Source organism: Sorangiineae bacterium MSr11367 (genome assembly GCA_037157805.1).
In the GTDB taxonomy this organism is placed as follows: domain Bacteria; phylum Myxococcota_A; class Polyangia; order Polyangiales; family Polyangiaceae; genus Pendulispora; species Pendulispora rubella.
On the sequence record CP089983.1, the window covers coordinates 5,696,368 to 5,712,572 of the forward strand.

Below are 16,205 nucleotides of genomic sequence, written 5' to 3' on the forward strand. Positions count from 1 at the left end.
CAACAGCACCAATTCCCGCGGGTCCACATGACAACCATCGAATCGAAACTCCGTGAACATCTAAAGCTCTTGTTGCTCGAGGCACAGGCGTCCGAGCAGCGCCTGCGCGCCGCCGAGCAGCGCGATCGCGAGCCCATCGCCATCGTCGCCATGAGTTGCCGCTATCCGGGTAACGTCTCCTCCCCAGAAGGCCTCTGGAGTCTGGTGAGCAAAGGCCAAGATGCCATTTCCGCCTTCCCTCAAAACCGCGGATGGGATCTCCATGCGCTCGAAGAGGCGGCTCCTCACCACGGCCTCCACGGTGGCTTCCTGCTCGATGCCGATCGCTTCGACCCCGCCTTCTTCGGCATCAGCCCGCGCGAAACCCTCGCACTCGATCCTCAGCAACGTTTGCTTCTCGAAACCTCCTGGGAAGTTCTTGAACGTGCAGGAATTGATCCCGCATCCCTCCACTCGAGCCCCACCGGGGTCTTCGTCGGTATTACCCAAAGTGACTACGCCAGCCGGCTGGGGCGGTCCGCCACGTCCCTCGATGAGGTAGGGTACTACCTCGCCACAGGCAATATGGCGAGCGTTGCCTCGGGCCGTATCGCCTACACCTTGGGCTTGGTGGGTCCCGCCCTGAGTGTGGACACGGCGTGCAGCTCCTCGCTCGTTGCCATTCATCTCGCCTGCCAAGCACTCCGTCTCGGTGAATGTTCGCTCGCTCTTGCAGGCGGTGTCACCGTCATGGCTACTCCCGGCGTCTTCATGGTGATGGATTCCGAGGGCGCAAGTGCGCTCGATGGGCGCTGCAAGTCCTTCTCCGCCAACGCCAATGGCGCGGGTTGGGCCGAGGGTGCGGGCATGCTGCTTCTCGAGAAGCTCTCCGATGCCCACCGGAACGGGCATCCCGTCCTCGCCGTGATCAAGGGCTCCGCGGTCAATCAAGATGGCAAAAGCCAAGGCCTCACGGCTCCCAATGGTCCCTCCCAAGAGCGCGTCATTCGGCAGGCGCTCGCCAGTGCTTGCCTCTCTCCCCAAGATGTCGATGCGGTCGAAGCCCACGGGATTGGCAGCACCTTGGGCGATCCCATCGAAGCGCACGCGCTTCTCGCGACGTACGGGCAAGCCCATTCCGAAGACAATCCTCTTTGGCTCGGGAGCCTCAAGTCCAATATCGGCCATACGCAGGCAGCCGCCGGCGTCGGTGGGGTCATCAAAATGGTCCTCGCACTTCAGAACGAGCTCTTGCCGAAGACTCTTCACGCCGAAAATCCTTCCCCGCGCATCGATTGGTCTTCCGGCTACCTCCGCCTCCTCAACGAGCCCGTTTCCTGGGCTCCGAATGGACGGCGTCGCCGCGCGGCCGTCTCCTCCTTCGGAATCTCCGGTACGAACGCCCACCTCATTCTCGAAGAAGCTCCGCGCGTCGAGATCTCGCTCACTCCCGAGGCCTCCTCGGCTCCACCCGTGCCGCAGCCTTTGCCTTTGCTCCTGTCGGCCAAGTCCGAGACGGCCTTGCGCGCTCAGGCCGAGCGGCTCCGCGACCACCTCCTCGAGCATCCGGAGCTCGAGCTCCACGACGTTGCCTATTCCCTCGCCACCACGCGCGCTCACTTCGACCACCGCGCCGCTCTCATCGTGCACGATCGCGACCAGCTCCTCGATTCCCTCCATTCCGTCGCTCTCGCTCAATCCACACACCACGCCGTTCTCGGGCGCCGCGACACCTCCGACGGCAAACTCGTCTTCGTCTTCCCTGGACAAGGTTCGCAATGGGACGGCATGGCCCGCTCCCTGCTCGAGACGTCCGCGCCCTTCCGCGAACAGCTCGAAGCCTGCGACCGAGCGCTCTCCCACCACCTCTCCTTCTCTCTTCTCCCTTTCCTGCGCGGCGAGCTCGGCTCCGACTGGCTCGATCGCATCGACGTCGTCCAGCCGGCTCTCTTCGCCGTCATGGTCTCCTTGGCCGCCTTGTGGCGCTCCTTCGGCATCGTCCCCGACGCCGTTGTCGGCCACAGCCAAGGTGAAGTCGCCGCCGCCTTCGTCGCTGGCGCTCTCTCCCTCGAGGATGCCGCCTCCGTCGTCGCCGTCCGTAGCCGCGCGCTCGTCAAACTCGCAGGCCTTGGTGCCATGGCTGCCATCGAGCGGGGGGTCGACGCTCTCCAGCCCCTTCTCGCTCCCTTCGGGCAGCGCATCGCCATCGCCGCCATCAACAGCCCTCACGCCACACTCGTCTCCGGTGACGTCGACGCCATCGACGCCCTCCTCCAATCGCTCTCCGACGCTCAGATCTTCGCTCGCAAAGTCCGGGTCGACTACGCCTCCCACTGCGCTCACGTAGACGCCATCAAGGACGAGCTGCTCCAAAATCTCGCTCCCATCTCCCCTCGCTCCTCCAGCATCTCTCTCTACTCCACCGTCACCGGCGCCACCCTCGACGGGTCCGAGCTCGACGCTGCGTATTGGTTTCAAAATCTCCGCCAAACCGTCCGCTTCGTCGAGGCCGCCGACAAGCTCCTCAACGACGGCCATCGTTTCTTCGTCGAGGTCAGCCCACATCCCGTCCTCAACGTCCCACTGCTCGCCTCCCTCGAGCGCTCTGGCACGGACGCCGTGCTCGTCTCCTCCCTACGTCGCGATCAAGGAGATCTCGCTCGCTTCCTTCTCTCGCTCGGGGAGCTCTACACGCGTGGGCGCTCGCTCGACTGGAACCTCGTCCTCCCTAAGGCACGACACATCCCCTTGCCCACGTACGCCTTCCAGCGTGAGCGCTTCTGGCTCGAAAGCACGGCCCATCGCGCCGACGTCTCCGCCGCCGGGCTGTCCTCGGCCGAGCATCCGCTCCTCGGTGCCATCGTTTCGCTCGCCCAGAACGATGGGTTCTTGTTCACGGGAAAGCTCTCCCTCGCCGAGCACCCATGGCTTGCCGGCCATGCTGTCTTCGGCTCGGTGATCTTACCCGGCACCGCCTTCGTCGAGCTCGCACTTCTTGCCGCTCACCGCGTCGGTCTCGACCTCCTCGAGGAGCTCACTCTCGAAGCCCCCCTCTCCCTTCCCGAAACCGGCGCCATTCTGATTCAGATGTCCGTCGGTTCCCTCGACGATACGGGTCGACGGCCCTTGACCATCCATGGCCGCCCCCACCACGCCACCGACGATGTGCCCTGGACCTGCCATGCTCGCGCCACTCTCGCTCCCGGCAGCACCGATTCCATGGGCTTCGACCTCCGTGCCTGGCCTCCTCCGGACGCCATCGCCGTCCCGCTCGATGGGCTTTACGAAACCCTCGCGGCTTCCGGGCTCGCCTACGGTCCTGATTTTCAAGGCCTGCGCGCCGTTTGGAAACGCGGCGACGAGCTCTTTGCCGAAGCCACGCTGCCCGAAACCATCGCCAAGGATGCCTCCCGCTTCGCCATCCATCCCGCCCTCCTCGACTCCGTTTTCCACGCTTTTGTGGCGCACCCGAGTGCAGCTCACTCGGGCAATGTCGCACTGCCTTTCTCGTGGAACGATGTCTCTCTGCGAACGGCCTACGCCTCCACGCTCCGCGTGCGCTTTCGGCAAAGTGAAGGCGGCGTCTCGCTCGCCATCGCCGATGCCATCGGCGAGCCCGTCGCCTTCGTCGAGGCCCTTACCAGCCGCCCCGTCTCCGCCGAGCAACTACGCGGGAGCCTCGACGCCCACCGCGATGCATTGCTTCACGTCTCCTGGACTCCGCTGCCGAACGCTTCGTCCGCAACCCCGTCCAAATCCTTGGCTTGGGCACTCCTCGGTACGGGCGACGTCGACCCTACACTCGAGGTTGAACGTTACGCCGATCTCGATGCACTAAGGCACGCGCTCGACCAAGGTGCCTCCGCGCCCGACGGCGTCATCGTTCCCTGCATCGCGCCGACAACCACGGACGTGGTTGCAGACACCCACGAAGCGACCTCCCGCGCCCTCGTCCTTTTGCAGGCCTGGGTGAACGACGAGCGCCTCGCGTCCACGCCGCTCGTGTTCCTCACGTGCAGGGCCATCGCCACCCACGCCGACGAAGATGTCCTCAACCTCGCTCATGCTCCCCTCTGGGGCCTCGTCCGCACGGCGCAAAACGAATACCCCGACCTCCCTCTCTTCCTCCTCGACTCCGACCAATCCGACGTTTCCCAGCGGGCCCTCTTCGACTCTCTCCCCCTCGACGACAAGCAGCTCGCTCTGCGCGACGGGCAACGACTCGCTCCTCGATTGATGCGCCCGCGTCAGCTCCCCGCGCTTTCCCGCGCCATCCATCCCCAAGGCACCGTCCTCATCACCGGAGGGACCGGAACCCTCGGCGCCCTCGTCGCCCGCCATCTCGTCGAAAACCACGCCGTCAAGCACCTGCTCTTGACCTCCCGTAAGGGACCGGCTGCTCCCGGTGCAGAGGACCTGCGACGCCAGCTCGAAGTCGCTGGCGCCTCCGTCACCCTCGCCGCCTGCGACGTCAGTGACCGCTCCGCTCTGCAAGCTCTGTTGGACACCATCTCCCACGACCATCCCCTTACCGCCGTCGTCCACTCCGCCGGCATCCTCGATGATGGGCTTCTCTCCGGCATGACCCCCGAGCGCATCGACCGGGTCTTTGCCCCCAAGGTCGATGCCGCTTGGAACCTGCACGAGCTCACCAAAGACAAGGACCTCTCCGCCTTCGTCCTCTTCTCCTCCCTCGCAGGCGTCCTCGGTGGCCAGGGTCAATCCAACTACGCGGCCGCCAACACCTTCCTCGATGCCCTCGCACAGCATCGCCACGCCATCGGCCTGCCCGCCTCCTCCCTCGCCTGGGGCTTTTGGGCCGACTCATCGGCCATGACCGCCCACCTCCGCGACGCCGACACCGCACCCATGCGCCGCGCTGGAGTCCTCCCCCTCTCCGCCGAAAAGGGGCTCGCGCTCCTCGATAAGGCACTTGCTCGCTCCGAGCCCGCTCTCGTCACCACTCTCCTCGATCGCTCCGCTCTTCAGGCTCAAGCTCCCTCCCTCCCGTCTCTCTTCCGCAGCCTCGTTCACGCGCACTCGGCACGTCCTACCGCCGCCCAGGCCTCCGCTTCCTCACTCGCCCACCACCTCCTCGGGCTTTCTCCCACGGAGCAACATGCCTTCGTCCTCGGGCTCGTACGCGCCGAGACGGCGGCCGTCCTTGGACTGCCATCACCCGCTGCGCTCGAAACCCATCGCCCTCTGCAGGAGCTCGGGCTCGATTCCCTCATGGCCGTCGAGCTCCGCAATCGGCTCGCCGCCACCACCGGCCTGAAGCTCCAACCCACTCTCCTCTTCGACTACCCCACGCCGACCACCCTCTCGCAGTTCTTGACCACCAAGGTCCTCGGACGCATCCCCGAGCAACCCGCGGTGCGGTTCGAGCCCGCTTCGGGCCTCGACCCCATCGCCATCGTCGCCATGAGTTGCCGCTTCCCTGGTGGCGTCTCCTCCCCAGAAGACCTTTGGAGCCTGGTGAGCAAAGGCCATGATGCCATTTCCGCCTTCCCTCAAAACCGCGGATGGGATCTCCATGCGCTCGATGAGGCGGCATCTCGCCACGCCCTCCATGGTGGCTTCCTCCTCGATGCCGATCGCTTCGACCCCGCCTTCTTCGGCATCAGTCCCCGCGAAACCCTCACTATCGATCCCCAGCAACGACTCTTACTCGAAAACTCCTGGGAAGCCTTCGAACGCGCCGGCATCGACCCCGCCTCTCTCCACGGCTCTCCTACAGGCGTCTTCGTCGGCATCATGTACAGCGATTACGCCGCTCGCCTTGCCTCCTCTTCCCCTGCTCTGGATGACCTCAAAACCTTCCTCGGGACCGGTAGTGCCGCCAGCGTGGCCTCCGGACGCATCGCTTACACCTTCGGCCTTCAAGGCCCCACTCTCAGCGTCGACACCGCCTGCTCCTCCTCGCTCGTCGCCATTCATCTCGCCTGCCAAGCACTCCGTCTCGGTGAATGCTCCCTCGCTCTCTCAGGCGGTATTACCGTCATGGCTACTCCCGCCATCTTCGTGATGATGGATTCCGAGAGCGCGGGCGCCCCCGATGGGCGCTGCAAGTCCTTCTCCGCCGACGCCAATGGCGCGGGTTGGGCCGAGGGGTCGGGCATGTTGCTCCTCGAGAAGCTCTCCGATGCCGTCCGCAATGGGCATCCCGTCCTCGCCGTCATCAAGGGCTCCGCCGTCAATCAAGATGGCAAGAGCCAAGGCCTCATGGCTCCCAATGGTCCCTCCCAAGAGCGCGTCATTCGGCAGGCGCTCGCCAGCGCTTGTCTCTCTCCCCAAGATGTCGATGCCGTCGAGGCTCACGGAACCGGCACCACCTTGGGTGATCCCATCGAGGCGCACGCGCTTCTCGCGACGTACGGCCAGGCCCATTCCGAAGACAACCCACTCTGGCTCGGAAGCCTCAAATCCAATATCGGCCATACGCAGGCAGCCGCAGGCGTCGGTGGCGTCATCAAGATGGTGCTCGCGCTGCAGAACGGGCTTTTGCCAAGGACCCTTCACGCCGAAACTCCATCTCCGCACATCGATTGGTCTTCCGGATCCATCCGCCTCCTCAACGAGCCGATTCCATGGGCCACGAATGGGCACCCGCGCCGTGCGGCAGTCTCGTCCTTCGGCATCTCCGGCACCAACGCCCACCTCATTCTCGAAGAGGCCCCGCACCTCGAAAGCTCGCTCGCAGCCAAGGCCTCCTCGGCCCCCGTACCGCAGCCTTTGCCTTTGCTCCTATCGGCTAAGTCCGAGACGGCCTTGCGGGCGCAGGCCGAGCGCCTCCGCGACCACCTCCTCAAGCATCCCGATCTCCTCCTCCACGACGTCGCCTATTCCCTCGCCACCTCGCGCGCTCACTTCGACCATCGCGCGGCTCTCGTCGCCTATGACCGCGACGTGCTTCTCGATTCCCTCCATTCCGTCGCTCTCGCTCAATCTACACCGCATACCGTCCTCGGGCGCCGCGGCACCGACGGCAAACTCGCCGTGCTTTTCACAGGGCAAGGTAGCCAGCGCTCCGGCATGGGCTCCGCCCTCTACCAGGCCTTCCCGGCCTTCCGTGTTGCCTTCGACTCCGTCTGCGCCCTCTTGGACCCTCGGCTCGACGTCCCTCTTCGCGACGTCACCTTCGGGCTCCAGAGCTCTCCTCTCCTCCACCAAACGGGCTATACTCAGCCCGCTCTCTTCGCTCTCGAAGTCGCGCTCTTCCGCCTCCTTCAATCCTTCGGCTTGCGCCCCGAATTTCTTGTCGGTCACTCCATCGGCGAGGTCGTCGCCGCGCACGTTGCGGGTGTGTTGTCCCTCCAGGATGCCTGCTCGCTCGTTGCCGCGCGTGCCTCCCTCATGCAAGCGCTCCCGCAACGCGGCGCCATGCTCGCCATTCAGGCCTCCGAACTCGAAGTCTGGGAGCTAATGGCTTTTCACCAAGACCGCGCCAGCCTCGCCGCCATCAATGGGTCCCACTCGGTCGTGGTCTCGGGCGACGACGGCGCCATCTCGGCCATCGCGCGTCACTTCGAGGCTCTCGGGCGTAAGACCTCTCGCCTGCGCGTCAGCCATGCCTTCCACTCACCGCTTATGGACGGCATGCTCGAAGACTTCCGCCGCGTCGCACAAACTCTCTCCTTCCATCCTGCACGCATCCCCATCGTCTCCAATGTCACCGGCCAACTCGCTACGGACCAGCAGCTCGGCTCCCCCGATTATTGGGTCCAGCAGGTTCGCCAGACCGTGCGTTTCTCCGACGCGGTTCAGACGTTGCACGGCTTGGGCGGACGCACATTTGTCGAGCTGGGTCCTGTCGCTCAACTGTCGGCTCTCGCTCACGATATTCTGACCGAGGACAGCCCCTCGCCCATCTTCGTGACGGCACTGCGCAAGGAGCGCGACGAGGTCGAATCCCTCACCTCGGCGCTCGGGGCGCTGCACACCGGCGGCGTCGCGCTCGACTGGTCTGCATTCTTCGCACCGCATGCCGCGCGGCGTGTTTCCTTGCCCACCTATGCCTTTCAGCGTGAGCGCTTCTGGCTCGAGAACACCGCCCATCGCGCCGACGTCCATTCCATCGGCCAATCCTCCGCCGAGCATCCACTCCTCGGAGCGGCCATCTCGCTCGCGCAGAACGATGGGTTCTTGTTCACGGGAAAGCTCTCCCTCGCCGAGCACCCATGGCTTGCCGGCCATGCTGTCTTCGGCTCGGTGCTCTTACCCGGCACCGCCTTCGTCGAGCTCGCGCTTCTTGCCGCTCACCGCGTCGGTCTCGACCTCCTCGAGGAGTTGACCCTCGAAACGGCCCTCTCGCTTCCCGAAAGCGGAGCGGTCCTGATTCAGATGTCCGTCGGTTCCCTCGACGATACGGGTCGACGGCCCTTGACCATCCATGGCCGCCCCCACGACGCCTCCGACGATGTGCCCTGGACCTGCCATGCTCGCGCCACTCTCGCTCCCGGCAGCACCGATTCCATGGGCTTCGACCTCCGCGCCTGGCCTCCTCCGGGCGCCATCGCCGTCCCGCTCGATGGGCTTTACGAAACCCTCGCGGCTTCCGGGCTCGCCTACGGTCCCGATTTTCAAGGCCTGCGCGCCGTTTGGAAACGCGGCGACGAGCTCTTTGCCGAAGCCACGCTGCCCGAAACCATCGCCAAGGATGCCTCTCGCTTCGCCATCCATCCCGCCCTCCTCGACTCTGCTCTCCACGCGTTTGCGGCGCACGCGAGTGCAGCGCACTCGGGCGATGTCGCACTGCCTTTCTCGTGGAGCGACGTCTCCCTACGGACTGTGGGGGCATCCACGCTCCGCGTGCGCTTTCAGCAAGGTGAAGGCGGCGTCTCCCTCGCCATCGCCGATGCCACCGGCGAGCCCGTTGCCTTCGTCGAGGCCCTTGCCGCGCGCCCGGTCTCCGCCGAGCAACTGCGCGGGAACCTCGACGCCCATCGCGATGCACTGTTTCACGTCTCCTGGACTCCGCTACCGAGCGCTTCGCCTAGCAAGTCCCTCACCTGGGCCCGCCTCGGAACCGCCGACGTCGACTCCGCGCTCGAAGTCCAGCACGTCCAACGCTACCCCGACCTCGATGCGCTAAGGCACGCGCTCGACCAAGGTGCCTCCCCTCCCGACGGCGTCGTCGTTCCCTTCATCTCCCGCGCGTCGGCAAACGTCGTTGCTGGCGCCCACGACGCGACTGCACTCGCTCTCGCCCTTTTGCAGGCCTGGGTAAGCGACGAGCGCCTCGCTTCCACTCCGCTCGTGCTCCTCACACGCCGGGCCATCGCCACCCACACCGACGAAGACGTCCTCGACCTCCCTCATGCTCCCATCTGGGGCCTCGTCCGCTCCGCTCAGAACGAATACCCCAACCTCCCTCTCTTCCTCCTCGACTCCGACCAATCCGACGCTTCCCAGCGGGCTCTCTTCGACTCTCTCCCCCTCGACGACAAGCAGCTCGCTCTGCGCGACGGTCAACGACTCGCTCCTCGATTGATGCGCCCGCGTCAGCTCCCCGCGCTTTCCCGCCCCATCCATCCCCAAGGCACCGTCCTCATCACCGGAGGGACCGGAACCCTCGGCGCCCTCGTCGCGAGGCATCTCGTCGAAAACCACGCCGTCAAGCACCTGCTCTTGACCTCCCGTAAGGGACCGGCTGCTCCCGGTGCCGAGGACCTGCGACGCCAGCTCGAAGTCGCTGGCGCCTCCGTCACCCTCGTGGCATGCGACGTCGCGGATCGCTCCGCTCTGCAAGCTCTGTTGGACGCCATCCCCGAGGCCCATCCCCTCACCGCCCTCGTCCACACCGCCGGAATCCTTGACGATGGGATTCTCTCCGGCATGACCCCCGAGCGCATCGACCGCGTCTTGGCCCCCAAGGTCGATGCCGCCTGGAACCTGCACGAGCTCACAAAAGACAAGGACCTCTCCGCCTTCGTCCTCTTCTCCTCCGTCGCGGGCGTCCTCGGGGGCGCCGGTCAATCCAACTACGCGGCCGCCAACGCCTTCCTCGATGCCCTCGCACAGCATCGCCACGCCATCGGCCTGCCCGCCTCCTCCCTCGCCTGGGGCTTTTGGGCCGACTCATCGGCCATGACCGCCCACCTCCGCGACGCCGACACCGCACGCATGCGCCGCGCTGGAGTCCTCCCCCTCTCCGCGGAAAAGGGCCTCGCGCTCTTCGACAAGGCGCTGGCTCGCTCCGAAGCCGGCCTTGCTCCCGTACGGTTCGACCTCGTCCGCCTCCAAGCTCACGGCCACGCCTTGCCCCCGATGCTCCGCGGGCTCGTCCGAGCCCGCAGCACGCGCGCCGACACGATGAACGCCGCGATACTCAAGCAGAGACTCCTCGCCCTGTCTCCCGAGGAGCGCGGGACCTTCATGCTCGACTTCGTGCGCACCTCGGTCGCCTCCATCCTCGACTTTCCGTCTCCCAGCACATTCGACGTCAACCGGCCTCTCCGTGAGCTCGGACTCGACTCCCTGATGGGCGTGGAGCTGCGAAACCGACTTGGCACCGTCGTCGGACTGCAGCTCCCGGCGGATGCTGTCTGGAAGCACGACACCGTAGACGCGCTCTCCCGGTACGTCCTCGGGGAGTGGCTGCTGCGCGAAGCGATGTCGCTCCGTGCCAACGCGGCGCCGACCGGACCTCTCGCCGGCGACGCGTACGAACAGGAGACGCTGTGAACCTTCAAGACATCCTCTCTCTCTCCGTCACAAACGGCGTAAAACTCTCCGTCGACGGCGAAAATCTCACCTACCGCGCGCCGAAAGGCGCGATGACCAAAGAGCTCCGCGACGCCATCGTGGCGCGCAAGAAGGACCTGATTGCCGTCCTGAAGCGGGGCGGTCTCCATGCGACCGCGTCACCGATCCCGCGCGCGACCGTCCCGGAGACAGAGCCCGCGCCGCTCTCTCCGAGTCAAAAGGGGCTCTGGCTCGTCGACCGCGTCGTCGGCCAAAGCTCGATGTACAACGTCCACATCGGTCTGCAATGGAAGGGCCTTCTCGACCGCAGAATTCTCACGTGCAGCCTCGAGGCGATCGTCTCCCGCCATACCGCACTGCGGACGACGTTCCCCGAGATCGACGGAAAGCCGTGCGCGATCACCCGACTTGAGGCGACGGTCGAACTGCCTCACGTCGATTTGCGCGATGCCTCACCCGAGCGGAGGGCGACCGAAACAGAGCGCTTGATCCGAGTCCATCGGGATACGCCCTTCGATCTGGCGCGCGGCCCGCTCCTGCGCGCGCAGGTGATCACGATCGCCGACGACGAGCACATCCTTCTCGTCACCCAGCATCACATCATCACGGACGCATGGTCTATCGGGATCTTCATGACGGAGCTCAGTCGCAATTACCACGCCTTCGCGCAAGGCGAGCTCCCGTCCCCGATCGAACCCGAGGTGCGCTATTCCGACTACGCTCGCTGGCTGGATCAGCGCCGAACCCAAGAGACTTACAAGCAATCGCTCACGTGGTGGAAAGAACACCTCCAGAAACTACCTCGACTCAAGCTGCCGTATGACCGTGCGCCGGCGGGCGTTGGAGGCGACGAAGGGGACATCCACGCCTTCTCGCTATCCCCTACCACGACATCGCGCCTCAAGGCCCTTGCCGACCGAGAGCGGTGCACGCTGTTCGCCGTGCTCCTCACCGGATGGGCGATCCTGCTGCACCGCTATGGAAGCCAGACCGACTTCCCCATTGGCACGGTCTCCGCCGGTCGCGATCGGAGCGAGCTGCGCGATCTCATCGGCCTCTTCGCTAACACCGTCGTGCTGCGGTGTGATCTGTCCGGCGATCCCACGGTCGCGGCGGCGATCGGACGCTTGCGCGACGAGGCCGAGTCGTCGCTCGAGAACGAGCTACCTTTCATCGACGTGGTGAACGCCGTCGGTGCTCCCCGAGGGCTGAGCCTCAACCCGCTCGTTCAGGCCACGCTGGTCTTCGAGAATGCCCCGGTTCTGGACGCGGGGCTCGGGTCCGACAATCGAAGGCTGCTCGTCGATCTGCTCGATGCAAGCATAAAAGGAACGGCCAAATTCGAACTCAGCCTCGTCATGAAAGAAGAGGGGGACGCCATCGGCGCGTTCATCGAATACTCGACAGCGCTGTTCGATGCCGCGACGATCGAGCGCATGGCCGGCCACCTCGCTCGGCTCTTCGACGATCTCGCGGCGCGCCCGGATACGCCGATCTCGGAGCTGTCGATCCTCTCGGACGCCGAACGCGAAAAGCTCCTCGTCGAATGGAATGCGACCTCGGCCCCGCGCGAACCGCGCTGCGTTCACGAGCTGTTCGAAGCGCAGGCGGCGCGGACGCCCGGCACGGATGCCGTCGTGTTCGGAAACGAGAGCCTCTCGTACGGCGAGCTGAATCGTCGCAGCAACCAATTGGCGCACCACCTGCGAACACTCGGCGTGGGGCCGGAGACCTTGGTCGGCATCTGCGTGGAGCGGTCGCTGGAGATGGTGATTGGCCTCCTGGGTATTCTCAAAGCCGGTGGCGCGTACGTACCGCTCGACCCCTCCTATCCGGAGGAGCGCGTGGCGTACATGCTGACCGACGCCGAGCCGACCTGCGTGCTCCGCGAGGCCGATCTCCGCGCGATCGAGCTCGAGGCGTACCCCAGCGACAACCCCGATTCCGCGGGGCATAAGCCGGAGCAGCTCGCGTACGTCATCTACACCTCGGGCTCCACTGGGCGGCCCAAGGGCGTGATGATCGAGCATCGCAACGTGGTCAACTTCTTGTGGACCATGCGCGAGGCACCGGGCATCTCCGCCGACGACGTGCTGCTCGCGGTCACGTCGCTGTCGTTCGACATCGCCGCGCTGGAAATGTTCCTGCCCCTGGTCTGCGGCGCACGCATCGTCGTCGCCACGCGCGAGGAGGCCGCCAACGCCGAGCTGTTGAAGGCGTTGCTCGAGCGCGCTGGGGTCACCATGATGCAGGCCACGCCCTCCACCTGGCGCATGCTCACCCAGGAGCCGTGGCCGTCGTTGCCGCACGCGCTCAAGGTGCTCTGCGGCGGTGAAGCGCTCCCCGTAAGCCTGGCCGAGCAGCTCCTGAAGGAGGTCCCCGAGGTGTGGAACCTCTACGGCCCGACGGAGACCACCATCTGGTCGACCCTCGCGCGCCTCACGAGCGCGGACCCGACCATCGGGCGCCCCATCGCCAACACGCAGATCTACCTGCTCGATGCCGCTCTCGAGCCGGTGCCCATCGGCGTGCCCGGGGAGCTCTACATCGGTGGCGACGGTGTGGCGCGGGGCTATCTGAACGAACCAACACTGACGTCCGAGCGCTTCCTTCGGAACCCCTTCGGGGAAGGAAAACTGTATCGGACCGGCGATTTGGGCCGTTATCTGCCCGACGGGAGCATCGAATTCCTGGGTCGCGCGGATCATCAGGTGAAGATCCGAGGTTTCCGGATCGAGCTCGGAGAGATCGAGGCAGTGCTCGGAAAGCACCCGTCGGTGAGGGACGCGGTCGTGACGGCGCGAGAAGATACGCCGGGGAACAAGCGCCTAGTGGGCTACCTCGTGTTGCGGAAAGACGCGACCGTGCCGGGGGCGGCCGATCTGCGAGACTACCTTGGGAGCAAGCTGCCGCCTTACATGATCCCGTCAGCATTCGTGTGGCTGGACACCATGCCGCTGACCACGAACGGCAAGGTCGATCGGAGTGCGTTGCCCGCACCGAATGGCCAGAGGCCGGAACAGGAGCACGACTTCGTGGCAGCCCGCACACCGGTGGAGGCGGAGCTGACGCGGATCTGGGCGGAGGTGCTCCGGCTCGATCGCGTGGGTGTCGAGGACAACTTCTTCGCCTTGGGCGGCGATTCCATCCTCGCCATTCAGGTCATCAGCAAGGCGCAGCACGCTGGACTCACCCTGTCGGTGCGGCACCTCTTCGAACACCAGACGATTGCCGGCTTGGCCACTCGGGCCGCTGGGGGCGCGCCCTGCCCGGCAGAGCAAGGCGTTGTGACCGGCCCCGTGCCATTGACGCCAATCCAGCGGTGGTACTTCGAGCAAGATCTCGCCGAACCGCATCACTACAATCAGGCGTTCATGTTCGAGGTTCGCAAGCCCCTCGACGTGGACGCACTCCAGCGCGCGATTGGCCACCTCGTGCAGCACCATGACGCGCTTAGGCTGCGCTTCGTGCGAGACGGAGCCAGCATGTCGCAGATCAACGCCGCGGCGGACGACGAGGTGACGGTCGCCACGACGGACTTGTCGGCCATCCCCGACAAGCACCTAGCACCTGCAATCGAAAAGGCCGCCGCCGAGGCTCAAGCCAGCTTGTGCCTCGAGACTGGACCGCTGCTCCGTGTCGCGGTGATGAACCTTGGACCACTGCGCACGAACCGGCTCTTGATCGTCATTCACCATCTCGCCGTGGACGGCGTCTCGTGGCGAATTCTCCTCGAAGATCTGGCAACCGTCTATGGGCAAGCGCGTCGGAGAGAAAGCCTCGCGCTGCCTCGAAAGACAACGTCGTTCAAGGAGTGGGCGGAGCAGCTGTCGACGTATGCGCAGTCGGAGGACGTGGCGAAGGAGCTCGCCTATTGGCGATCGTCTCATCCGCGTGATCGCCTTCCGTTGGACCGCGACGGCGGCGAGAACACGGTGGCTTCCACGAAAACCGTGGACGTCGCCCTCAACGACGAAGATACCCGCACCCTGCTGCGCGAGGTGCCCGAAGCCTACCGCACACACATCAACGACGTGCTGCTTTGGGCGCTGACGCAAGCGGTCGCGGCCTGGACCGGGACGCGCCGCATCTGCGTGGATTTGGAAGGCCACGGTCGCGAAGAGATCGGGGCGGAGGTCGACGTATCGCGCACGGTGGGCTGGTTTACGACGATGTTCCCCGTGGTGCTGGAGTCGCCAGAGACGTCGATGGCCGAGTCCCTCGAGGCGATCAAGGAGCAGCTACGGCGCATTCCGCGTCGCGGGCTCGGATACGGCCTATTGCGCTACCCGATGCGGGATGGTGGCGAGGCAGACATGCGCACGGAGCTCGCCGCCCTTCCGCGAGCGGAGATGAGCTTCAACTACCTCGGCCAAATCGATGGGATCGCGTCCGCCTCGTCGCCGTTCGCTGCGGCGAGCGAGTCGACCGGCCCATGGAGAAGCCCTGTCGACCGGAGGACGCATCTGCTGGAGATCGACGGGTGGGTCACCGCGGGGAGCCTCCGATTCGTCTGGTCCTACAGCGAGCACCTCCACGACCGATCGACGATCGAGAGCGTCGCCGGCGCATTCGTGGCCGCACTGCGAGCGATCGTCACGCATTGCCGTTCGGGCGCCTCGGACAGCCACGTGCGCCCGGTCGGCGCCGGCCACCGCTCGCCCCAGCTCATCGAGATCAAGCGAGGCAGCCCGACGCGCGTGCCGCTGATCCTCGTTCACCGAGCCGGAGGCACGGGCGCCGAATATTATGCCCTCGCGGCGCACCTCCCGCCCGATCAACCCGTCTATGGGATAACCGCGGCCTATGACGCGATGGACGATTCCATCGCGCGCCTTTCGGCGCGCTACGTCGAAACGGTGCGCGCGCGTATTCCGAAGGGTCCTTATCTCCTCGGCGGCGCATCGTTCGGTGGAATCGTGGCGCACGAGATGGCGCGATATCTGGCGGAACGCGGCGAGCTGGTCGAAGCCGTTCTCTTGTTCGACAGCGAGCTTCCCGATCCGACGGCGAAGTCTCGGCTGACGACCGAGGTCATGATGCAGTCGCTCGGCTTGGAAGAGCTCACGCCCGACACTGCGGAGTTTCTCCGCAACTTCCAGGAGTGCGAGAAGCTGATGATCACGTACGAGCCCACGCCGTACGCGGCAGACACGATCCTCTTCCGCCCCGTGGACAGGGGGCGGTCCTTGTCGAAGGCCCCCGAGCGGGATTGGGCGCCGCTCGTCGAAGGACAACTTACAGTCGTCGAGGCCGACGGGGATCACCTATCGATGCTCCAGAATCCTCACGTTCGGATTTTGGCCAGACAAATCACATCGAGGATTGAAGCCAAGCGTCGCTTGCACTGACGAGCAGGAGGCCTCGCACCATCACGTTCGAGCACGTCTCGATCTCGAGAAGACGCGTTACTCGTTTGCTCTACCTTTATTCAAAGCCGCTGTCGCCACTCCGTCCAAAGCCGCCGCCGGCAGCGAAACACTGCCAGCGCCGCAGACGCTCATGGGACCCCATCCACG

Annotated in this window: 2 protein-coding genes; both read left to right on the forward strand. The window is 65.4% G+C overall.

The window, feature by feature from the left end; translation table 11 throughout:
- Positions 1–27: 27 nt before the first annotated feature.
- Positions 28–10,665 (forward strand): SDR family NAD(P)-dependent oxidoreductase, encoded by a 10,638-nt coding sequence (locus LVJ94_21640; GenBank protein WXB09821.1) that lies wholly within the window; start codon positions 28–30, stop codon positions 10,663–10,665.
- Entirely contained in the window at positions 10,662–16,037 is a 5,376-nt protein-coding gene (locus LVJ94_21645) for an amino acid adenylation domain-containing protein (protein ID WXB09822.1), read from the forward strand. Before LVJ94_21640 ends, LVJ94_21645 begins: the two co-directional genes overlap by 4 nt.
- The last annotated feature ends 168 nt before the right edge of the window (positions 16,038–16,205 follow it).

Bases quoted from the DNA above. Each gene is read 5' to 3' on its own strand.
- LVJ94_21640 (WXB09821.1), top strand. From the start codon at position 28: ATGACAACCATCGAATCGAAACTCCGTGAACATCTAAAGCTCTTGTTG.